The organism is Streptomyces sp. NL15-2K (assembly GCF_030551255.1).
Lineage (GTDB): Bacteria > Actinomycetota > Actinomycetes > Streptomycetales > Streptomycetaceae > Streptomyces.
Genome location: NZ_CP130630.1, coordinates 11,722,191 through 11,742,840 on the forward strand (window position 1 = coordinate 11,722,191; position 20,650 = coordinate 11,742,840).

Below are 20,650 nucleotides of genomic sequence, written 5' to 3' on the forward strand. Positions count from 1 at the left end.
GCCCGGTGCCGCGCGACGAGATCGTTGATCATGGCGGAGTCCATCGTTACCGTGGCTTGCCGTACCTCGATGACCACGGTCTCGAGGAGCGACAGTTCGGGCAGCGGCGGTGGTCCAAGTCACCCAGGATGACGGCTACGTCGACCTGTTCCAGCGCCTCGGCGATGCCCTCGTTGTCCCGCGGGGACACCGAGATGACCTCGGTGGGTGCGAACGCCGCGCGCAGCCGGCCGAGTTCGGCGTCACCGTAGGGAACGGTGGCGAGGACCCTCTTGATGTCCTGCCCGTGGGTCATGTGGCGATCCGGTCTGCCTGCTCGGCCAGCCGCCGGCGCTCTTCTCTCCGGCGCTGCTGTACCACCGGATCGGCGACCGGAGCGGCGAGCAGCAGGCGGCGGGTGTAGGGGTGATCGGGAGTCGCGGTGACCGTGACGGCCGGGCCGGACTCGACGATGTCGCCGTCGTGCAGCACGGCGACCCGGTGGCTGACGTGCCGGATCACACTGAGGTCGTGCGAGATGAACAGATAGGCGACGTCGGTGTTTTGCTGGATGTCGACGAGCAGATCCAGGACCCGGCGCTGCGTCGACAGGTCGAGGGCGGAGACGGGTTCGTCGCACACGATGAGTTTCGGGCGCGGCGCGAGAGCCCGGGCGATCGCCACCCGCTGGCGCTGGCCGCCGCTGAACTCGCGGGGCAGCCGGGAGACGCTGTTCGCGGGCAGACCGACCTGGTCGAGGAGAGCGGCGATGCGGGCGTCGGCGTCGGTCCGGGTGGCGCCCTGGACGACGAGGGGTTCGCCGAGGATGTCGCCGATGGTGAGCGACGGGTTGAGCGAGCTGTACGGGTCCTGGAACACCACCTGGATGTCCCGCGCGAGCGCACGGCGCCGGGCGCCGGTGACGTGGGTGATGTCGTCGCCGTCGAACGTGATGCGCCCGCCGCTCGGGCGCACGAGACCGAGGACGGCACGACCGATGGTGGTCTTGCCGGACCCGGACTCGCCGACGAGCCCCAGCGTCTCACCCGCGGCCACGCTCAGGGACACGCCGTGGAGCACCTGGTGAGGCCGGCGCCGCAGACCGCGGCCGGGGAACGTGACCCGCAAGCCGCTGATGTCGAGCAGAGGGCTCGTCATGCGGTCCTCCCTCCGGCCGGCGCATCGGTACGTACGGTGTCGGCGTCGAGGATCGCGTCGAGCAGCATGCGGGTGTAGTCGTGCCGGGGTGCGGCGAAGATCTCGGCCGTGCTGCCCGTCTCGACGATCTCGCCGCCGCGCATGACCGCGACCCGGTCGCAGAAGTCGGCGACCATGCCGAAGTCGTGGGTGACCAGGACGACGGCAAGATTCAGGCGTTTGCGCAGGTCGTGGAGGAGGTCCAGGATCTCTGCCTGGACGGTCACGTCCAGCGCGGTGGTCGGCTCGTCGGCGATGAGGATCTGCGGCCGCCCCGCGACGGCTCCGGCGATGAGCACGCGCTGAGCCATGCCGCCGGATATCTGGTGTGGGTAGCAGCCTGCGACGCGCTCCGGGTCGGGGATACCGACCTGACCGAGCAGCGCGAGCACGCGCCGACGCGCCTCGCCGCGACTCATCGGCTGCACCGCGCGTACGGAGACGGCGAGCTGCGCACCGACGGTGAGGGACGGGTCCAGGTTGGACATCGGTTCCTGGGGCACGTACGCGATGGAGTGCCCGCGGACGGCGCGCATCTCGCGTTCGCCCAGGCCAAGGAGTTCCCGGCCGTCGAGGCGTACCGAGCCGCGTGCGACCCGCGCTTCGGGGGGCAGCACGCCGAGCAGCGCGAAGGCGGTCTGTGTCTTGCCGGAACCCGACTCGCCGACGAGGCCGAGCGTCTCCCCGGCCTGGAGCGTGAAGTCTGTGCCGCACACCACCTCGGTGGGCTCGCCGGCCGGGGAGTCGTAGGCGATGGTGAGGTCCGCCACGGTCAACAGGCCCTCGCCGCCTGCCCCCGCGCCCGGCGCGGTGGGCGGCGTGGGGGAGACGATCGGCTGCGGCCGCCGGGGGCTGCCCTCCAGGGTGTCGCGCAGGGCGTTGCCGAACAGCACCAGCGAGGCGGTGATCACGCCGAGCAGCAGGCTGGGGAAGGCGAACTGGGTCGGCGCGACGTACAGGTTGGTGAAGCCGGAAGCGATCATGGTGCCGAAGCTGGGCACCTCGCTGTTGCCGACACCCAGGAAGGCGAGCCCTGCCTGGACGCCGATCGCTGTCCCGGTGAGGAAGGCAGCGGCGATGATGACCGGGCCGCGCACGGCGAACAGCACATGCCGGGCCAGGATGCGGTGGTCGGGCAGCCCGGAGACCCGGGCGGCGTCCACGAAGAGCTCGTTCTTCACCCCGAGCACATGGTTGCGCACGATGCGGAAGATGCTCGGCGAGAGCAGGACACCGAACAGGGCCATGGTGGCCCGGAAATCGCCCTTGGTGACCGGCATCAGGACGATCAGCAGCAGGAGCCCGGGGAAGGTCATGATGAGGTTGAACAGCCACTCGGTCGTGGCGTGTACCCGGCTGCCGAAGTAGCCGCCGATGAGGCCCGCGGGCACGCCGACGGCGAGCGCGATGCTGGTGGCGATGAGCGCGGTCACCGCACTGGTGTTGATGGAGTGCAGGAGCAGGGCGAGGACGTCGCGGCCGTCCTTGTCCGCGCCGAGCGGATAGCCGGGGGTGCCGGGGGACGCGTTGATCGCGTCGAGGGAGGCGGCGTTCGGGCCGTGGGAGCTGATGACCGTCGCGAGCAGGCCCGCGACCACGATGACGGACAGGACCGCCGCGGTGACGGCCGCCTGCGGGTTACGGCAGAGCCGGCGCAGTGTGGAGACGCGGTCCTGGGCGGAGGCGCGGTGCGCAACCGGCTCCGTGGCCTCCTTCTCGCTGTTCTCGCTCATCGCACCCTCACTTTCGGGTTGAGCCAGCCGTTGAGGAGGTCCACGGCCAGATTGACGACGATGACCATGAGGACCGCCAGCAGCATCACGCCCATGATCACCGGGATGTCGCCCTGCTGGGACGCGTTGAAGGCGAAGCTCCCGAAGCCGGGCAGCGCGAAGACGTTCTCGATGACGAGCGAGCCGCCGAGCATGGTGAGGAACTCCAGCGAGAGCACGGTGAGCGCGGGGCCCGCGGCGTTGCGCAGCACATGACGCAGAACGATCCGCCGAGGCGAGAGTCCGCGGGTGCGCAGCGTACGTACATAGTCCTTGCGCAGTTCGTCGATCATCGCGCCGCGCACCTGGGCGGTGAGGGTGGCGATGCCCGCGATCATGAGCGCCGCCACCGGAATGACGATGCTCGTCGCCCACTTCACGGGGTTCTCGGTGAACGGGGTGTATCCCGTGGCCGGCAGCCAGCTCAGCTTGATCGCGAACGCATAAACCAGGGCGATGGCGAGCAGCAGCGACGGCACCAGGTACCCCACGAGAGAAATGCCCTGGGCGAGCTTGTCGGCCCCGCCGCCCCGGGTGGCCGCGGTGACGCCGAGCGCCACGCTGACCACGGCCGTGATCAGCAGCGCCGTGACCACGACGGACAGGGTGACACCGAGGCGGTCCATGACCGCCGCCCGGACCGGTTCGCTGGTGAAGTAGGACGTCCCCAGATCGCCGCGCACCGCGTGCGTGAGCCAGTCGGCGTACTGCACGAGGACCGGGCGGTCCATGCCCAGGGACTCCATACGGGCCTCGACTTCGGCAGCCGTGGCCCCGGCGCCCAGCAGGCTCGCGGCGACGTCGTCGAAGCTGAAGCTGAGCAGCCAGAAGGTGATCACCGAGATGAGCAGTGCGAGCACCAGGCCGGCCCCGAGCCTGCGCAGTACGTAGAGGATCACCGGCCTGCCTCCTGGTCCGTGGTGCCGAACCAGCGGATGGTCGGGATGTGGTTCTCGCCGCGGTTGAGCATGGTGATGCCGTCTTTGGTGAACCACTGGCGGTCGAGGCTGAGCAGGGGTACGTCCCAGACCTCGCGGGTCAGGAAGGCATTGATCTCCTGTGCGAGCTCGGCGCTCTTGCCCGGGTCGGTCTCGCGGTGGAACTCGCGCATCAGTTCGTCGAGTTCAGGGTCCCTGGTCCCCCAGGGGTTGTGCGAGGTGTTGGTCGAGATGTGCCAGTTGAGTTCACGCGGGAAGGCGTTGGCGGACTCGACGGTGAAGTACATCGGGTATTTCTTCGACGAGTACGCCGAATACGTCCGCTGGGGCGGTATGGCGTCCCAGCTGACCTTGATGCCGATGTCCGCGAGCGACTGCGTGATCGTCGACACGAACGGCTTGGCGTAGACGATCTCCGGCATCCGCACGGAGAACCCGTTGGGGTATCCGGCGTCGGCGAGGAGTTTCCTGGCCTTCTCGGGGTCGTAGTCGAAGGAACCGTCGAGCTCGGGGGCGTGGGCGGGGCCGTTCGGGCTGAACTGCTGCTGCATCGGCCGGCCTGCCCCCTTCACCAGCTGTTTGTTGATCTTCTCGCGGTCGAAGGCCATCGCGATCGCCCGGCGGACTCGTACATCACCGAAGGCGGGCTCCACCTCGCCTCGGCGGTCGCCCAGGACGAGCATCGCGAGCGAGTTGGCCTCGACATTCGTCTTCTTGAAGCCGGCCGCCTCCACGCGTTTGTGGTCCTCCACCCGTACGCTGCCGGCGTTGAGCTGCCCCGACTGCAGCGCGTTCGTGTACGCCCCCGGATCCCGCATGAGCCGGATGTCGATGGTGCGGAACGGGAAGGCCTTCGCGTTCCAGTAGTCGTCACGCCGCTTCAGCACGAAGACCGTTCCGGCCTCGCTCTTCTTCGTATCCAGTACGTACGGCCCCGAGCTGACGGGGTTGCGCGCGGTGCGCTTGTCGTCCACCGTCTCAGGGTCCGCGATCACACCGCCCTCGGTGGCCAGGGCGTGGAGCAGTACGGCGTCGGGCGCGTCGAGCGTGAACACCACCGTGCGCTTGTCCGGCGTCGCCACCTCGTCCACGCGTTTGAACAGCGCCCGAGCCGGTCCCGCCGTCTTCATGGTGTGCTCCACGGTCGCCTTCACCGCGGCGGCGTCGACCTCGGCGCCACTGCTGAAGGTCATGCCGGAGCGCAGCTTCAAGGTGAGGGTGCGGCGGTCGTCGCTGTACTTCCAGCTCTCGGCCGCGTTGGGCCCGATCTTCCCCTTGTTGTCGGTGTACAGGAGCGTGTCGTACAGCGATGTCCACACGAACGCGTTCTCGCTCATGGTGAGTTGAGCGGGGTCGAGGGAGTTCGGCGCGGTCTGGACGGCGAGCTTGAGCGCCTCGCCGCCCTGCGTTGCGCTGTCGGACTCGCCGGTGAAGCCGCAGGCGGTGGCGGACGACAGGGTGATCAGCGCGGTCGCCGCGGCGAGGGCGGGAGTGTGCGGGCGTGGCCTGTGCAGTCGAAGTGGCATCTCACGAACTTCCTTGTTCGGGGACGTTCCGATGGGGTGTTCAGGAGTGCTGTGCACGAGGGCTGTCGACTCTCACGCGGTAGGTTTGCGCGACCCGTTCCGCCGCCATCGGGCCCGGAGGGTGTGGGCCGCGGCCTTCGGCTGGCGCTGCCGGGTGAAGACGCCCTTCTTGTTGCCGTCGACCCGGTGGATGCCGTTGGAGGTGCGGAAGTCGGCGAAGTTCCAGACCTGTTCGCCGACCACCGCGTCAAAGCGGTCGAAGACGCGGTGGTGGATCTCCAGGAGGGACTTCTGGTATTCCTCGGTCCACGGGATGTCCCAGACCGAGTGCAGGCCGCTGATGGTGTCGGCGCCGTACTCGCTCATCACGATCGGTTTGCCGTGCGTCTTCACCCAGTCCGCGATCTCGGCCTCGAGGGCGGCCTCGGCGGTGGTGAGGTCGCCGTTGGCCAGGTACCAGCCGTGGTAGCGGTTGAGGCACAGGACGTCGAAGAGGTCGGCGATCCGGTCGTTGGCGGGGCTGGCGAACATGAAACTGGCGTAGGTCACCGGGCGGGTCGGATCGAGCTCGCGGACCAGCTCGACCAGCGGCTCGAAGTACTCGCGTGAGCCGTCCTCGTTGGACGCCGGCTCGTTGGAGACGCACCACATGACGACGCTGGGGTGGTTCTTGTCGCGGGCGATCAGCTCCCGCAGTTCGCGCGCGTGGGCCTGTCGGGTCTCTACGCTCATGGTCTCGGGCGAGAAGGTGGGGCGCTTGTCGGGGTTGGCGATACCGCCCTCGATGAAGAGGTTGAGCCCGACGGCCGCCGACTCGTCGATGACGACGAAGCCCTGCCGGTCGGCGAGGTCGAGGACCTCTTCGGCGTACGGATAGTGCGTGGTGCGGAAGGAGTTGGCGCCGGTCCACCGCATGAGCTCGAAGTCGTGGACGAGGTAGGCGTTGTCGTGGCCCTTGCCGCGAACGGCCGTGTCCTCGTGCTTGCCGAAGCCGGTGAGGTAGAAGGGCTCGCCGTTGATCAGCAGTTGGGTGCCGCGGATCTCGACGGTGCGGATGCCCACGGCCAGCGGGTAGCTGTCGATCACGGTGTCCCCGTCGAGGACTTCGGTGACCAGCTCGTACAGATACGCCTTGCCGGGCTGCCAGAGCTTGGCTCCCGGGACCCGCAGCATTCCCCGGGCGCCGGGGCTGGTGGCCACTTCGGTCCCGCCGGCGTCGAGCAGACGCACCCGTACATCGGCAGGCTCCGTGGTGACGACGGAGTAATCGACGAGCCCGGTTGTCCCCTCGATATCCGTGACGACCGTGACATCCCCGACTCGCACGGCGGGGGCGCAGTGCAGTGAGACCGAGCGGGCGAGTCCGGCGTAGTTGTAGAAGTCGTGCAGGTACTTCTGCTGCCGGCGCCCGTCCTCGGCGACGGTGATGCGGCCGGGCGGAATGGTGGTGTTGGTGAGTTCGTTGCCGACCGCGATGGTCAGCCGGAACTCGTCCCCGGCGCTCACCGCGTCGGTGATGTCGGCGTCGAAGGGCGTGTAGCCACCGACGTGCTCGGTGACCAGCACATCATCGACGTATACCCGACCGGTGTGCGTGGCCGCGTCGACCCGGACGAAGATCCGCTCCCCGGCCCAGCCACGCGGCACCCGGACCGTGCGCTGATACCAGACCCAACCGACGTGGTCGCGGATCGCCGGGTCGGTGAACAGGTCGTTGTAGCTCGCCGGTACGGGGGCTTCCAAGGGTGTGTCCAGCGGTCCCCGCCACGGCTCGGCGCCGACCGCCGTGTCGATGGCGAACCGCCACAGTCCGTCGAGCGACACGACTTCACGCGTGCTGGTGGCCTTGGGCTTCAGCATGTTCTCTCCTGTCGGAGGCGGCTCGGGAGGGAGATGGCGCTGGAAAGCTTGTGCCGGGGGCGGTACGCAGCGGAAAGCTTGTGCCGGGGGCGGTACGCAGCCGACCGGGCCCGGATCCGGCCGCGGTTCGCCCGTCGCGTGCGCAGCCGCGATGTGCACGTAGGCCTGCTTCCGGCAACGACGGCCGGAACCACGACTGCGGGTGGTAGCGTGACCGTACCACCAAAACAGCAACGTGTTGCTAGTTTAGACGGGAGTTTGCATGGCGACTACGGGACGGGGCCCCTACGCCAAGACCGCCGAGGTAAGACGCAAGATCCTTCAGGCGTGTGTCGACGCGTTCGGCGGCGCCGGATTCCACGGCTCGAACACCAAGGACATCGCCCAGCGCGCCGGGATCAGCCACACCGGCCTTCGCCATCACTTCCCCACGAAGGAAGACCTGCTCATCGCCCTCCTCGAACTCCGCGCCGAGCACAGCTCACAGCTGCTGACGGAACTGAACGCCCGTACACCGGAAACGGATCCGCTGGACGCGCTCCGGGGTCAGCTGGCGGTCCTCCGCGAGAACCAGCAGAGCCCTGGAATGATCGGACTGCACTCCGTGCTCTCCGGCGAAGCGACCTCCCCGGATCACCCCGCGCACGGCTACTACGTCAAGCGTTACCAGGACATCCGCCGGTACTACACGCAGGCGTTCACCGCACTCGCCGAGCGCGGCGACCTCAACGCCACCTTTCCCCCGGCACAGCTCGCGACCATCACGATCTCACTGATCAACGGCTTGCAGGCGCAGTGGCTGTACGACCGGGAATCGGTCGACATCGAGGGCACGGTACGCGACTTCCTCGCATCCGTGGTTCCCGCGCTCGGACGCTGAAGCCTGCCACCGATGCGAACGCAGGGCTGCCTTCTCGCGCCGCAGTGATGGGTCGTGCTGTAGGTACGGGGACCACTCAGTCCCGGAAGCGCAGCAGTGCTTCCTGGGCGAACGCGGCCGCCAGCGCTCCCTGCCGGCTCAGCACGTCGCCCAGACCGTACGCGCGGCCGTGGGCGGCGAGTGGGCTTCGCTGGCGCAGCAGCAGCCAGTCGTCCGTGCGCAGCGGACGGTGGAACCACACGGTGTGCGAGGTGACCGCGGAGGCGAAGGCGCCCCCCGCGTCCCGCTGGGACAGGCCGTCCACCGGGCGCAGCGCCGTGCCGATGAGGGTCAGGTCCGTGGCGTACGCGAGAAGCGCCGGCCCCAGCTCCGGTGCGACGGGCGGGGTGCGCAGCCACAGATCCAGCGTCGGCGGGCCCACGGCGGGCGCGTCGAGGTCGGCGTGCGAACGCGCCTGGAAGGGCAGAAGGTCGAGCGACAGGGCGTGCTCGGGCCCGGGAAGGTCCGGCAGGGGAGCGGCGGTCTGGCGGTCCGGACCGTCCTCCCACGTGTGCATGCTCGCCGTCGCGACCGCCACCGTGCGGTGCCCTTGCGCCGCCTCCAGGCGGACGGTCGCGAAACTGCGGCCTTGGTGGGGGCAGTCGGTGGTATACCTGACCGGCTCTTCGCCGCTCCCCTCGCGTACGAAGACCGTGTGCAGTGACTTGACCGCCTTGCCGGGGGCGGTGAGGCAGGCCGCCTGCACGAACTGCGCCAGTAACTGCCCGCCGTAGAGCCGGTGGTACGGAAGCTGCTGCGAGCGTCCCTCGTACGCCTGATCCCCGACGGGCTTGAGGACCAGGCAGTCCAGGAGGTCGGTCCAGCGGTCTGTCATGTTGTCGGCTCCGGATGTCCGGCGGGACGGGGATCACAGGTGTACGAGGCGGGGCACCGCGCCCCGGGCCGCCAGCACCCGGCCCGCCTCGCGGGTGAGTTCGCGGGTATTGCCGAGCAGGCCGTCGAGGACGAGCGTGCGTTTGACGTGCCGGTGCAGCGGGTGCTCGGCGGTGAAGCCGAGACCGCCGAGCGCCTGCTGGCAGTGGCGGGCGGCGGTGAGCGCGGCCCGGCCCGCGGCGGCCTTGGCGAGCAGCGAGCTGAGGTCGCCGTCGGCGTGCACCAGCGTCGCCTCGGCGCCCTCCAGGGCGACCAGGGTCTCGGCGAGGCGGTGGCGGAGGGCCTGGAAGGAGGCGAGCGGGCGGCCGAACTGGTGCCGGTCCAGGACGTGCCGGCGGGCGAGCGCCAGCATGGCGTGGCCCGTGCCCAGCAGCCACCAGGCCAGCGCCTGCCGGCCGAGCGTCAGCGGGACCGGGGCGCCCTCGGCAACGCTCAGGAGCGGAAGTCCGGGGTCGACGGCGGTGCCGGTGACGCTCGTCTCGCGGCTCCACTCCACCCACTGCCCGCCGGCATACGGCATGGGGAGCGCGCCGCCGAGCGGGCGGCCCATCTCGTACAGCAGCACGTCGTTGACCAGGGGTGCGTGCGCGCCCGTCTCGCCGAGCAGGCGGAAGACGGCGCGGATTGCGGCGGACGGCTCCTCGGCCAGCATGTCGGGCCATCCGAGTTCGGTCAGTGCCGCGTCGAGTCCGCCGCCGGAGGGCGTGGCGGTCATCGTCTTGCGCAGGGTCTCCTCGAGCAGTTCGCGTTCCTCGGCATCCACGGCCCTACTCCTTTCCCAGCCCGAGCAGGCGCCGCGCGACGATGTTGCGCTGCACCTCGGCCGTGCCGCCGTAGATGGTGGCGGCCCGCGAATAGAGGTATTCGGTGCGCCAGGCGGAGTCGTGCAGCTCGACGGCGCCCGGCAGCACATCCCGGACGGTGTCGAGAAGTTGCTGCTCCGCCGTGGCGAGCAGGATCTTGTCCACCGAGGTCTCCGGGCCCAGCCGGGCGCCGTCGGCGAGCCGGTGCTGCGTCGTGAGCGAGCGGCAGCGCACCGTATGCAACGCGAGATACGCCTCGCCGAGGGCCGCTGCCTCATCGCCGGGCGCGGCGGCATCGTCGAGCAGCCGGTCCAGGCGGGTGTACAGGTGCGCCACGCGGTGCCAGAAGCAGGTGGAGCGCTCGTGCGGCAGCAGATCCATGGCCAGCCGCCAGCCGTCGCCCGGTCGGCCGAGGATCCGGTCGGCCGGAATGCGCACGTCGTCCAGGAACACCTCGGCGAACTCGTCGACGCCATGCATCGTGCGCAGCGGGCGGACCGTGACCCCAGGGGTGTCCATGTCGAGGAAGAAGGCGCTGATCCCGGCATGGCCCGGGTCGGGACCGGTACGCGCCAGCAGGACACACCGCGCCGCGTACTGCGCCAGGCTCGTCCACACCTTCTGCCCGTTGATCACCCAGGTGTCGCCGTCGCGCACCGCCCGGGTGGTGAGGGAGGCCAGGTCGCTGCCGGAGCCGGGCTCGGAGAAGCCCTGACACCACTGCTCCTGTCCGCTCAGCAGCCGCGGGACCATGGCGGCGGCCAGGGCGGGGGGCGCGTACGACAGCAGGGTGGGCACGAGGACCTCGACCATCGAGTACAGGCCGGGCTCGGCCAGTTCGCGCGCGGCCACCTCCTCGCCGAGCACCGCCCGCAGCACGCTCGGCCCGCCGCGTCCGCCGACCGCCTCCGGCCAGCCGTAGCGCATCCATCCCGCGTCCCACAGCTCGCGGCGCACCCGGTCGAGCTGGGCGACCTGCGCGTCGAGCGAGCCGTCGTAGCCCGCGCCGGGGGACAGGTCGTGCTCGTCCAGCCAGGCGCGCAGCCCGCTGCGGTAGGTGTCGGCTGGGGGTCCGGGGGTCGTCCCCCGGGAAAATACCGTCACGGCCGGGAGCGCTCGAAGGCGTGCGGGATGCCCGAGTCGTGGGCGCCGCTGCGGCGGATGAAGGTCATGGCGCGGGTGCGCAGCCGCCAGCCGTCGGGGGTGCGCACGTAGGTGTCGCTGTAGTAGCCGATGCGCATGGCGTGCGTGGCGTCCTCCACGAAGCACAGTGGCTGGATCCCGGTGGCCGTGCGCCGGTCCTCGGCGAAGTCGACGGCGGGCGTGCCGGTGAGGAAGAGCCCCTTGGGTGCGGCGGCGATCAGCTCAGGGAAGTCGTCGAGCGGGTAGGTGTCGCCGAAGGCGCTGTAGCTGCCGTCCGGCGTGAAGACGGCGAGCACGCGGTCGATGTCGCCGCGGGTCATGGCGACGGCGTAACGGGCCAGCATTTGCTGGATGTCGGCCAGGTCCTCGCAAGCGTGGGGGAGAATTGAATTCTCGCTCATAGCGTATGACGTTTTCACCTCGGTGAGTCGGCGTCAAGGCGGCAGTCACCGGCGCGGCTTCGGAAAGTCCCACTCGGGCGTGCGTAGTTCGTCGTTCGGTGCGCCCCTGCGCGGCGTCTCGCCGACCACCTCGACACGGCCGCGCAGCTCGACCCCGCGGAGCCGGATGAAATCCAGGCCGCCTTCATCCGCGATCGCACTCGATCTCGGACCGCGTCCGAGATCGGTCCACCGCCGGCTGTGCAGCAGCGAGTTCAGCCAGATGTGCGTGCCGTCCCGGACGAACCACAGGGCGCTCACATGCGGCTGCCCACCAGGGCCGATCGTGCCCAGCCGGCAGACCGGCCCCGCCTGGAGGAAGGCGTCGAGTTCGGGCCGCGTCATGGCGATGGCGGCCCCGCGGCGCTGTGCAGCCATATGGTCTCCCGTGTCCGGATGGTTGATTCTCTGATTGAGAGAAGCTAATTTCCAGCCGTGGGGGCCGTCCAGCGCACCCGCACACGGACGGCCGGGAGAACGGACGCCTGATGGAACAGTTCCTCACCTTTGGGGTCGTCGGACTGGCCACGGCCGCGATCTACGCGATCATCGGCAGCGGCCTCGTGCTCACCTACACCACCGCCGGCGTCTTCAACTTCGCGCACGGCGCCGCCGGGATGATGGCCGCCTTCGCCTACTGGCAGCTCGCCTTCGGCTGGGGCTGGCCGGTGCCGCTCGCCCTCGCCGTCGTGCTGCTCGTACTCGCCCCCGCCTTCGCCCTGTTCGTGGAACGGGTCCTGATGCGGCCGGTGCAGTCGCTGGGCGAGGCCGAGCGGCTCGTCATGACCGTCGCCCTGCTCACCGGGTGCATCGCCCTGGCCCGCTGGATCTGGGACCCGAACACCCCCCGCCCGCTGCGCCCGTTCTTCGCCGACCAGCCGGCCTTCCACCTCGGCCCGGCCCCCGTCACCTGGCACCAGGCGCTCACCCTCGGCGTGGCCGCCCTCATCGCCGCCGGGCTGTGGCTGCTGCTGAACCACACCCGCGCCGGCACCGAGATGCGCGCCTGCGTCGACGACCGCGCGCTCGCCCGGCTCACCGGCGCCTCGCCGCAGCGCGCCGCCCGGCTCGCCTGGATCCTCGCCACCCAGCTCGCCGCCGTCGGCGGCATCCTGATCGCCCCGACCGTCGCCCTCGACGCCCAGCAGCTCTCCCTCCTCATCGTCAGCGCGTACACGGCCGCGGTCTTCGGCAGGCTGCGCAGCCTGCCTCTGACCTTCTTCGGCGCACTCGTCGTCGGCTGGCTCGAGAGCTATCTGACGGGCTATCTGCCGCAGAACGACTATCTCCCGGGCCTGCGCCTGGCGGCCCCCGCGCTGCTGCTCTTCCTCGCCCTCCTCGTCTTCCCGCACCGCCGGCTGCGCGGCCGCGAACGGCGCCTGGTCCGCGTGCCGCTGCCCACACCGCGCGGCAGCCTCGTCTTCGCGGGGTGCGTGGTGCTGCTCGCGGTCCTCCTGGTCACGGTGCTCGACGAGGAGGGCCTCATCTCCTACGGGCCCGCCTTCTCGCTCGGCATCGTCGCCCTGTCCTACGTGCCGCTGGCCGGGTACGCCGGGCAGATCTCGCTGTGCCAGCTGAGCATCGCGGGCATCGGAGCCGTGGTGTGGGCGCATCTGGGCGGCGCCGGGCAGCTGTGGGCGCTGCCCGCCGCGGTCCTCGTCGCGGCGGCCGTCGGCGCGGCCATCGCCGTACCGGCGCTGCGGCTGTCCGGGATCTATCTCGCCCTCGGCACCGCGGCGTTCGCCGTCGTCCTGGACCGGTGGGTGTTCACCCTGCCGTCCTTCGAGGTGCTCGGGGTGCGGATCGCGCTGTTCGACCAGGGGTCCGTGGAAGTGCAGGGACCGAATCTGTTCGGATGGCGGCTCGACTCCCCGGCCGAACTGCTCGTGCTGTCCGCGGTGGTCATGGCCGCCTCCTCCCTCGCGGTGGGGTGGCTTCGGCGCGGGAGGTTCGGCCGGGGGCTCATCGCGCTGCGCGACAGCGAGGCCGCGTACGCGACGCTCGGCGGCCGGCCGCTCGCCGCGAAGGTGGCGGTGTTCGCCCTGTCCGCGGCGATCGCCGGGCTCGGCGGCGCGCTCTACGGCATGCAGCAGCGCACCGTCACCGCCGAGCAGTTCAACCTCCGCGCCAACCTGCCGGTCTTCCTGGTCGCGGTGATCGGCGGCCTCGGCGCGGTCGGCACCGGCCTGTTCACCGGCTTCGCCTACATCGCCCCGCCCCACCTCCTCGGCCACTTCGGCACGTGGGCCCACGACGTCTCCGCCCTGGGCATCGCCCTCGCCGGCATGGGCCTCGCGCACAACCCCGCCGGTGTCGTGCCGGGACTGCGCGAGGAGTGGGCGCCGCTGGCGCGCGACCGCGTGCTGCTGCCCGTAGCGTGCGGCGCTCTCGGGCTGCTGTGGCTGCTGTACGGGACCGGGCTGATCGGCGGGGCGATGTTCCTCGTCGCCGCGGTGCTGGTTGCCGTCGCCCTGCGGATCCGGGCCACCGCTCGCCAGGACGGACCGCGGCCCGCTCCCGACCCCGTCGAGTGGTGGGGGATACGGCGGCCCTGGCGGGCCGAGGACCGGGAGGTGATCGCGCGTGGCATCGCTGCGGGCTGACGACGTGACCGTCACTTTCGGCGGCATCCGGGCGCTCGACGGCGCCGGTTTCGCAGCCGGGGCCGGGCGGATCACCGGGCTCATCGGGCCCAACGGGGCGGGAAAGTCCACCCTGTTCGATGTCGTGTCCGGGTTGCGCAGGCCTCGCACCGGCACCGTCGTGCTCGACGGACGCGACATCACCCGCGACACCCCGGCCCGGCGGGCCCGCCGCGGCATGGCCCGCACCTTCCAGCGCCTGGAACTCTTCGGCCGGCTGAGCGTCCGCGACAACCTGCGGGTGGCCGCCGAACTCGGCTCCCGGCGGCGCGAGGCCCACCGCATCGCCGACGACCTCCTCGAACGCATCGGCCTCACCGCCGACGCCGGCACCACCGCCGACGCCCTGCCCACCGGCGCCGCCCGCCTCCTGGAGGTGGGCCGGGCGCTCGCCGGCCGGCCCGGCGTCCTGCTGCTCGACGAACCCGCCGCCGGACAGGACGCGCAGGAAACCCGCCGCTTCGCCGCCCTGCTGCGCGACATCGCGGCCGACGGCTGCGCCGTGGTCCTCGTCGAACACGACATGAGCCTGGTGATGAGCGTGTGCGACCAGGTGCACGTCCTCGACCTCGGCAAGGTCGTCGCCGTCGGACCGCCCGAGGAGATCCAGCAGGACCCGACCGTGCTCGCGGCCTATCTCGGGGAGGCCTGAACCCATGACTGGTGCTACGGCTGCCGACAGCGCGGCCCCGCTGCTTGAACTGCGCGGCATCAAAGCCGCATACGACCGCATCACCGTGCTGCACGGCGTCGACCTCACCGTCGCCGCCGGGCAGGTCGTGGCACTGCTCGGCCCCAACGGCGCCGGCAAGACCACCACCTTGAACGTCATCGCCGGCGCTCACCGGCCCAGCGCCGGCACCCTGCACCTCGGTGGCCGCGACACCACCGGCGCCGATCCGCGCGACCTGGCGCGGGTCGGCGTCTGCCTCGTCCCTGAGGGGCGTGGCATCTTCCCCAACCTCTCCGTCCGCGACAACCTCCGCATGATGACCTTCACCGGGCGCGACCTCGCGGAGATCGAGGAGATCGCCTACACCCGCTTCCCGGTCCTCGGCCACCGCGCGCGACAGGCGGCCGGCACGCTGTCCGGCGGCCAGCAGCAGATGCTCGCCCTGGCCCGCGGCCTCGCCACCGACCCCGCCGTCCTCCTCCTCGACGAACTGTCCATGGGGCTGGCCCCGCTGGTCGTCGCGGAGTTGTACGAACACGTCGCCGAACTGGCCCGGCAGGGCGTCGCCGTCCTCCTCGTCGAACAGTTCGCCGCCGCTGTCCTCAAGATCGCCGACCACGCGGCCGTCCTCGTACGCGGTCGCGTCCAGTGGCAGGGCCGTCCCGACAGCTCCCTGCACGCCGAACTGTCCTCCTTCTACCTGGGGAGCGCCGCATGACGCCGCCGTCCGACACGACCACCGACCAGGGCCCCACCCGTGCCGACCGTTTCGCCCGGGACCTGGCCGCGCTGAAGATCCCCGACCCGACCGGCGCCCGCCATGGCCTGTGGCTGCGCACGGGAGCGATCCTGCTGCTGACCGGTCTCGTCCTCGGCGCTCTGACCTACCCCCTCGCCCACGCCACCGAGAACCCCCTCGCCCAACGCGACGCCCTCGCCATCGGCCTGACCGGGGTGGTCTGCGCGGTGGTGGGAGGGGTGCTGTATCTGCGCTACTCACTCACCGGCTTTCTGCGCTTCTGGCTCGCCCGCCAGGCATACGACCTGTCCGCCCTGGGGGACCGGCTCACCGCCGACCCGACCGCCACCGTCCTCCCCGCGACCGAAGGAGAACCGCGCAATGGCGCCACCAGCACCGCGTCCCGGTGACCAGCTCGCCTCCACGGCGTGCACCACCCGTGTCGTCGTGATCCGGGCCCCGGCCGACGCCCCGGTCCGTATCGAATGCGGCGGCAAGCCCATGGTGCCGGCCGACGGCGCCCCGCCCCCGTCCGGCACCCCTGACGCGGGCCCGGGCACGATCCTCGGCAAGCGTTACGTCGATGCCGCCGACACCATCGAGGTTCTCTGCACCTCACCCGGCAGCGGCCAACTCACCGCTGACGACGCTCCGTTGACCATCAAGGCGGCCAAGCCGCTGCCCGCCTCCGACTGACCAGGACCGGTCCCGATCGGCCGGCCCCGACAACGCACCGCACCACGCGCGAGAGGAACCGCCATGCAGCGCGACGACATGATCCTCATCAGCGTCGACGACCACATCATCGAACCCCCCGACCTGTTCCTGAACCACCTGCCCGCCCGCTACCGCGCCGACGCCCCACACATGGTGCACCGCGAGGACGGCACCGACGTGTGGACGTTCCGCGATGCCGTCCTGTCCAACCCCGCTCTCAACGCGGTCGCCGGACGCCCCAAGGAGGAGTACGGCCTTGACCCCCAGGGCCTCGACGAGATCCGGCCCGGCTGCTACGACGTCGACGAACGCGTCGCCGACATGAACGCCGGCGGTGTCCTCGCCTCCATGAACTTCCCCTCCTTCCCGGGCTTCTCGGCCCGTCTGTTCGCCACCGAGGACCCGGACCTCTCGCTCGCGCTCGTGCGCGCGTACAACGACTGGCACATCGACGACTGGTGCGGCAAGCACCCCGGCCGCTTCATCCCCATGGCGCTGCCCGCCATCTGGGACGCCGAACTGTGCGCCCAGGAGGTGCGCCGCGTCGCCGAGAAGGGCTGCCATTCCCTCACCTTCACGGAGAACCCGGCCGTCCTCGGCTACCCGAGCTTCCACAGTGACTACTGGGACCCGCTGTGGCGGGCGCTCAGCGACTGCGGCACCGTCATGAACCTGCACATCGGTTCCTCCGGCCGCCTGTCCATCCCCGCCAAGGACTCCCCGCCGGACGTGATGATCACGCTTCAGCCCATCAACCTCGTTCAGGCCGCGGCCGACCTCGTCTGGTCCCGGGTCCTCAAGGAGTTCCCGCACCTGAAGATCGCCCTGTCCGAGGGCGGCACCGGCTGGATCCCGTATTTCCTCGAACGCATCGACCGCACCTTCGAGATGCACGCCACGTGGACACTGCAGGACTTCGGCGGGAAGCTGCCCTCCGAGAAGTTCCGCGAGCACTTCCTCACCTGCTTCATCAGCGACCGGCTCGGAGTGAAGCTCCGCCACCACATCGGCATCGACAACATGTGCTGGGAGGCCGACTACCCGCACAGCGACTCCATGTGGCCGAACGCCCCGGAGGAACTGCACGAGGTGATGCGGGAGAACGACGTGCCCGACGCCGAGATCAACAAGATGACGCACGAGAACGCGATGCGCTGGTACCAGTTCGACCCGTTCCGGCACGTTGCCCGCGAGCAGGCGACGGTCGGCGCGCTGCGCAAGTCGGCCGAAGGTCACGACGTGTCCGTCAAGGCACGCAGCCACCAGGTGGTCGCCCCGGCGGACAAGCTGGAAGCCTTCCGCAAGCGGGCCGAGGCCGCGGTGACCGCTGCCGCAGCCGACTAGGGCCTGTCCGGCGGATCAGGTCGCAGGAAAACGGCGGCGCCTGTCGCGTCGCCCGCCGCGGCAACGGCTGATGTCACAGCCTCCTCCGCCGACTGGTAGGCGACGGCGACAAGTCGGGCCCGGCGGCGACAAGTCGGGCTTGGCAGCGACAACTCGGGCTTGGCTGCGGGCGCCGAACTTCCTCATGGTGCTGGATGTGCGTGCGGACGGTTGGAGGCATGGCGGGTCCTGCGGCGCAGGAATCCATGCGGAGAGGTGGGTGTCGCGGTGGCGGTCACCGCGGGCCGGGCGTCGGCTGTGGCTCGGCTGCCGGCGTGGGAGCCCCCAGGTCGGCGGGCGGCTTGCGGCCACCCATGAGATACGTGGCCAGCGACAGAGCCACGGCGAGCGCGATGAGCGTGCACACGCCTGTCCAGCCGAGGTGGGCGTAGGCGCGGGCACCGAGCCAGGACCCGGCGCTGGCGCCGAGGAAGGAGCAGGTCATGTAGCCCGTGTTGAGGCGGCTGTGCACCTCGGGGCGCAGGGCGAAGATACGGGCCTGGTTGGCGACCTGCCCGCACTGCACCGCCACGTCGATCAGCAGCAGCCCGGCGGCGAGTCCCACCATCCCGGCAGGGCCGCCCAGCGAGCCGGCGGTCAGGACGCCCGCCGCGGCGAGAGCGCCCGCGATGCACCACAGGTTGACGCGGTCGGCGCCGTACCGGTCGACCCAGCGCCCGGCCGCGGGCGCGAAGAACATGCTGCCTGCACCGACCAGGGCCAGCACACCCACGGCCTGAGTGCCCATGTCGTAGCGCGGGCCGGTGATCAGCAGGGCGACCGCGGTCCAGGCCGCGCTGAAGCCACCGAAGACGGTGACCTGGAAGAGCACGGACCGGCGCAGCTCCTTCTCCGTGCGCAGCATGCGCAGGGTGTCGGCGAGCAGCGTGGCGTACCGGTCGCGGCCGGCCGGGGTGGCCGTGGGCAGGAGGAGACCGAGCACGACGGCGAGCAGCGCGGTCAGCGCGGCGGCGATCAGGTAGGGGGCGCGCCATCCCAGGTGCTCGCCCAGGACGCCGCCGAAGGCGCGGGCCAGCAGAATGCCGCCGATGAGCCCGGCCTGCAGCGTGCCGATCACGCTGCCGCGCCGCTCGGGCTCGACAAGGCCGGCCGCCATGGGCAGCAGGATCTGCGGGACCACGGTGGCCAAGCCGACCAGGGTGCCCGCGGCGAGCAGCAGGCCGGTGGCCGGGGCGAGCCCGGCGGCCAGGAGGGCCAGGCCGGTCACAGCGAGCAGCACGGTGATCAGCGGTCGGCGTGGCAGACGGTCTCCGAGAGGGACGAGCAGGAAGATCCCGGCGGCGTAACCGAGCTGGGTCACCGTCGCCAGGGTCGCGGCCGTGGCCGGCGAGACGCTGAAGCTCTGGGCGATCAGCGGGGTGATGGCCTGCGGGAAATAGGCGTTGGCCACGGTGACGCCACAGGCCAGCGCCATGAGGAGGGGCAGCCTGCGCCCCAGGCCCGCCGCCGCGGGAGATGCGAGTGATGTGTTCCGGGACATGACGACCGAGAACTCCTGTCGATGTGCGACGCACAGCTTCGATCGAACCAGTTGGTTCGCTTTCTGGATCCAGAGTCCCACGCTGTTTCACGAGGGTCAAACGAACCGGTTCGTTACCATGGCCGTATGGCATACGACTCCGCGGCGACCAAAGAGCGCATCATCACGGCCGCCACCGCAGAGTTCGCGGCGCACGGCGTCGCCGGAGCCCGCGTCGATCGCATCGCCGCCGAAGCGAAGGCCAACAAGCGGGCCATCTACGACTACTTCGGCGACAAGAAGAAGCTCTTCGCCGTCGTACTGGAACGCAGGCTGGCCGAGCTGGCCGAGGCCGTCCCGCCCGCCGCTGACCTGCCCGCCTACGCCGAGCGTCTCTTCGAGTACCACCGGGCTCACCCGGAGGCGCTGCGTCTGGTGATGTGGGAGGCCCTGGAAGTCGGTGACGGTCCGGTTCCCGCGGAGGAGGAGCGCACCCTGCACTACGGGGACAAGGTGACCGCCGCGCAGGCCGGTGACCCGAACGACGATGCCCGTACGCGCGTCTTCTTCACCCTCGCCCTCGCAAGCTGGAGCATCGCCATGCCGCAGCTGCGGCGGATGGTCCTCGGGGCTGACTTCGGTCTGGATGAACTGCGGCGTGCGGTTGCACGGGCTGTGGAATCGCTGCCCGCGGGGGAGGAGTCTTCCGGGCAGACCTGAGTCCGCACGCGACGGGTGCGGTGATGCCGACGCACCGCCCTCGCCGGTCGGACGTCCCGGTTGCCGGACAGGTCCTGGGTCGCGGACAGGCGGTGCTGTCATCGTCGGCCAGGAGGGTGCTGCCGGTCATGAACGGGTGGCTGAGCCGGCTTCAGCGTCCGGAGGTCTTCGCGGGTGCGGAGGTGCCCTCGTAACGCTGGAGGATCTGCTCCACGAAGGCGAGGGCCTCTGCGTGCCGGGTCGTCATTCCCATGGCGTTCTCCATCATGAGGATCCGGCCGAGCGCGTTGGTCAGCATGAGCAGCACGGCCGGGGACACCTCGGGCGGCAGCTCCGTGCCCGCCTGAGCAAGGCCGCGCGTGAGGGCCTCCAACTGGGCCTCGCGATAGCGCTCCGCAGTGGCGGCCAGTTCGGCACGGATCTTCTTGCGGTGATTGGCCAGTGCCGTGAACTCGGTGGTCAGCGCATTGCCGGGGTGGCTGCTGAGTCTCCACAGCGCCCGCAGCGGCTGAGGGCCGCCCAGGAGACGGGCCTGCCGCTCCAACTCCTGGTCCGCGCGCCGCCGCAGCACGGCGAGGAACAGGTCGTCGAGCGTGCGGAAGTAGTACAGGACGAGAGCCGGCGCCACTTCGGCCTCGCGCGCCACCCTCCGTACGCCGACGGCCGCGTACCCCTCCTCCAGCATCAGCCGCTCCGTGATGTCGAGCAGGCGCAGGCGGGTCTTGGAGTTCTCGGTACCCATTCGTCGAGGCGCAGTCATGCCGTCATTGTGCTTGACGCTCTTGGAGAACGGGTGTTAAACAGTCGTTCAGCGCATTCGGTTAA

At 70.6% G+C, this 20,650-nt stretch carries 21 protein-coding genes; 8 read left to right on the forward strand and 13 right to left on the reverse strand.

All coding sequences use genetic code 11. The features are described from left to right. Positions 1 to 46 precede the first annotated feature (46 nt). From Q4V64_RS51315 to uidA, 6 genes are all read right to left on the reverse strand, one after another. Positions 47 to 295, reverse strand: a complete 249-nt coding sequence (locus tag Q4V64_RS51315; RefSeq protein ID WP_124445142.1) for a hypothetical protein — start codon at positions 293 to 295, stop codon at positions 47 to 49. Next, positions 292 to 1,137, reverse strand: a complete 846-nt coding sequence (locus Q4V64_RS51320) for an ATP-binding cassette domain-containing protein (protein WP_124445143.1) — start codon at positions 1,135 to 1,137, stop codon at positions 292 to 294. Before Q4V64_RS51320 ends, Q4V64_RS51315 begins: the two co-directional genes overlap by 4 nt. Then, positions 1,134 to 2,909, reverse strand: a complete 1,776-nt coding sequence (locus Q4V64_RS51325) for a dipeptide/oligopeptide/nickel ABC transporter permease/ATP-binding protein (protein WP_124445144.1) — start codon at positions 2,907 to 2,909, stop codon at positions 1,134 to 1,136. The genes Q4V64_RS51320 and Q4V64_RS51325 overlap by 4 nt, the downstream gene beginning before the upstream one ends. Next, positions 2,906 to 3,847, reverse strand: coding sequence for an ABC transporter permease (locus tag Q4V64_RS51330; RefSeq protein WP_124445145.1), 942 nt, complete (start codon positions 3,845 to 3,847; stop codon positions 2,906 to 2,908). The genes Q4V64_RS51325 and Q4V64_RS51330 overlap by 4 nt, the downstream gene beginning before the upstream one ends. Further along, positions 3,844 to 5,412, reverse strand: coding sequence for an ABC transporter substrate-binding protein (locus Q4V64_RS51335; RefSeq protein ID WP_124445146.1), 1,569 nt, complete (start codon positions 5,410 to 5,412; stop codon positions 3,844 to 3,846). Before Q4V64_RS51335 ends, Q4V64_RS51330 begins: the two co-directional genes overlap by 4 nt. 72 nt (positions 5,413 to 5,484) lie before the next feature. Further along, the gene (gene uidA / locus Q4V64_RS51340; protein WP_124445147.1) at positions 5,485 to 7,272 is read right to left on the reverse strand and encodes a beta-glucuronidase; all 1,788 of its coding nucleotides are present in this window, start codon (positions 7,270 to 7,272) and stop codon (positions 5,485 to 5,487) included. Between the two features lie 262 nt (positions 7,273 to 7,534). On the opposite strand from uidA, the gene Q4V64_RS51345 reads away from it, so the two are divergent. Beyond that, positions 7,535 to 8,152, forward strand: a complete 618-nt coding sequence (locus Q4V64_RS51345) for a TetR/AcrR family transcriptional regulator (RefSeq protein WP_124445148.1) — start codon at positions 7,535 to 7,537, stop codon at positions 8,150 to 8,152. Positions 8,153 to 8,228: 76 nt separating this feature from the next. Here the strand turns inward: Q4V64_RS51345 and Q4V64_RS51350 are convergent, their stop codons facing one another. From Q4V64_RS51350 to Q4V64_RS51370, 5 genes are read right to left on the reverse strand one after another with little or no spacing between them, the layout of a single operon-like run. After that, positions 8,229 to 9,026, reverse strand: a complete 798-nt coding sequence (locus Q4V64_RS51350) for an acyl-CoA thioesterase domain-containing protein (protein ID WP_124445149.1) — start codon at positions 9,024 to 9,026, stop codon at positions 8,229 to 8,231. Positions 9,027 to 9,059: 33 nt separating this feature from the next. Beyond that, complete coding sequence (locus tag Q4V64_RS51355) at positions 9,060 to 9,848, reverse strand: acyl-CoA dehydrogenase family protein (RefSeq protein WP_124445150.1); 789 nt, start codon at positions 9,846 to 9,848, stop codon at positions 9,060 to 9,062. 4 nt (positions 9,849 to 9,852) lie between these two features. Beyond that, entirely contained in the window at positions 9,853 to 10,992 is a 1,140-nt protein-coding gene (locus tag Q4V64_RS51360; protein WP_124445151.1) for an acyl-CoA dehydrogenase family protein, read from the reverse strand. Then, entirely contained in the window at positions 10,989 to 11,432 is a 444-nt protein-coding gene (locus Q4V64_RS51365) for a nuclear transport factor 2 family protein (RefSeq protein WP_124445152.1), read from the reverse strand. The genes Q4V64_RS51360 and Q4V64_RS51365 overlap by 4 nt, the downstream gene beginning before the upstream one ends. A gap of 45 nt (positions 11,433 to 11,477) precedes the next feature. Then, positions 11,478 to 11,849: a pyridoxamine 5'-phosphate oxidase family protein gene (locus Q4V64_RS51370; protein WP_124445153.1), complete on the reverse strand. Its 372-nt coding sequence runs from the start codon at positions 11,847 to 11,849 to the stop codon at positions 11,478 to 11,480. Between the two features lie 110 nt (positions 11,850 to 11,959). Between Q4V64_RS51370 and Q4V64_RS51375 the strand changes: the two genes are divergently transcribed. The 6 genes from Q4V64_RS51375 to Q4V64_RS51400 all read left to right on the forward strand — a co-directional run bounded on the left by Q4V64_RS51375 (position 11,960) and on the right by Q4V64_RS51400 (position 17,586). After that, entirely contained in the window at positions 11,960 to 14,074 is a 2,115-nt protein-coding gene (locus tag Q4V64_RS51375) for an ABC transporter permease (RefSeq protein WP_124445154.1), read from the forward strand. Continuing rightward, positions 14,055 to 14,765: an ATP-binding cassette domain-containing protein gene (locus Q4V64_RS51380; RefSeq protein WP_253267469.1), complete on the forward strand. Its 711-nt coding sequence runs from the start codon at positions 14,055 to 14,057 to the stop codon at positions 14,763 to 14,765. The genes Q4V64_RS51375 and Q4V64_RS51380 overlap by 20 nt, the downstream gene beginning before the upstream one ends. A gap of 4 nt (positions 14,766 to 14,769) precedes the next feature. Next, the gene (locus Q4V64_RS51385) at positions 14,770 to 15,504 is read left to right on the forward strand and encodes an ABC transporter ATP-binding protein (protein WP_124445155.1); all 735 of its coding nucleotides are present in this window, start codon (positions 14,770 to 14,772) and stop codon (positions 15,502 to 15,504) included. Continuing rightward, positions 15,501 to 15,935, forward strand: a complete 435-nt coding sequence (locus Q4V64_RS51390; protein WP_124445156.1) for a hypothetical protein — start codon at positions 15,501 to 15,503, stop codon at positions 15,933 to 15,935. The genes Q4V64_RS51385 and Q4V64_RS51390 overlap by 4 nt, the downstream gene beginning before the upstream one ends. Next, positions 15,907 to 16,221 carry a hypothetical protein gene (locus Q4V64_RS51395; RefSeq protein WP_124445157.1) on the forward strand — a complete coding sequence of 105 codons (315 nt, stop codon included), beginning with the start codon at positions 15,907 to 15,909 and terminating at the stop codon, positions 16,219 to 16,221. Before Q4V64_RS51390 ends, Q4V64_RS51395 begins: the two co-directional genes overlap by 29 nt. A gap of 63 nt (positions 16,222 to 16,284) precedes the next feature. Continuing rightward, the gene (locus Q4V64_RS51400) at positions 16,285 to 17,586 is read left to right on the forward strand and encodes an amidohydrolase family protein (RefSeq protein ID WP_124445158.1); all 1,302 of its coding nucleotides are present in this window, start codon (positions 16,285 to 16,287) and stop codon (positions 17,584 to 17,586) included. Positions 17,587 to 17,860: 274 nt separating this feature from the next. Here Q4V64_RS51400 and Q4V64_RS51405 read toward each other — a convergent pair whose 3' ends face one another. After that, the gene (locus Q4V64_RS51405) at positions 17,861 to 19,126 is read right to left on the reverse strand and encodes an MFS transporter (RefSeq protein ID WP_124445159.1); all 1,266 of its coding nucleotides are present in this window, start codon (positions 19,124 to 19,126) and stop codon (positions 17,861 to 17,863) included. Between the two features lie 126 nt (positions 19,127 to 19,252). Between Q4V64_RS51405 and Q4V64_RS51410 the strand changes: the two genes are divergently transcribed. Next, complete coding sequence (locus Q4V64_RS51410) at positions 19,253 to 19,825, forward strand: TetR family transcriptional regulator (protein ID WP_124445160.1); 573 nt, start codon at positions 19,253 to 19,255, stop codon at positions 19,823 to 19,825. 151 nt (positions 19,826 to 19,976) lie between these two features. Here the strand turns inward: Q4V64_RS51410 and Q4V64_RS51415 are convergent, their stop codons facing one another. After that, positions 19,977 to 20,585 carry a TetR/AcrR family transcriptional regulator gene (locus Q4V64_RS51415; RefSeq protein ID WP_172629569.1) on the reverse strand — a complete coding sequence of 203 codons (609 nt, stop codon included), beginning with the start codon at positions 20,583 to 20,585 and terminating at the stop codon, positions 19,977 to 19,979. Positions 20,586 to 20,650 lie beyond the last annotated feature (65 nt).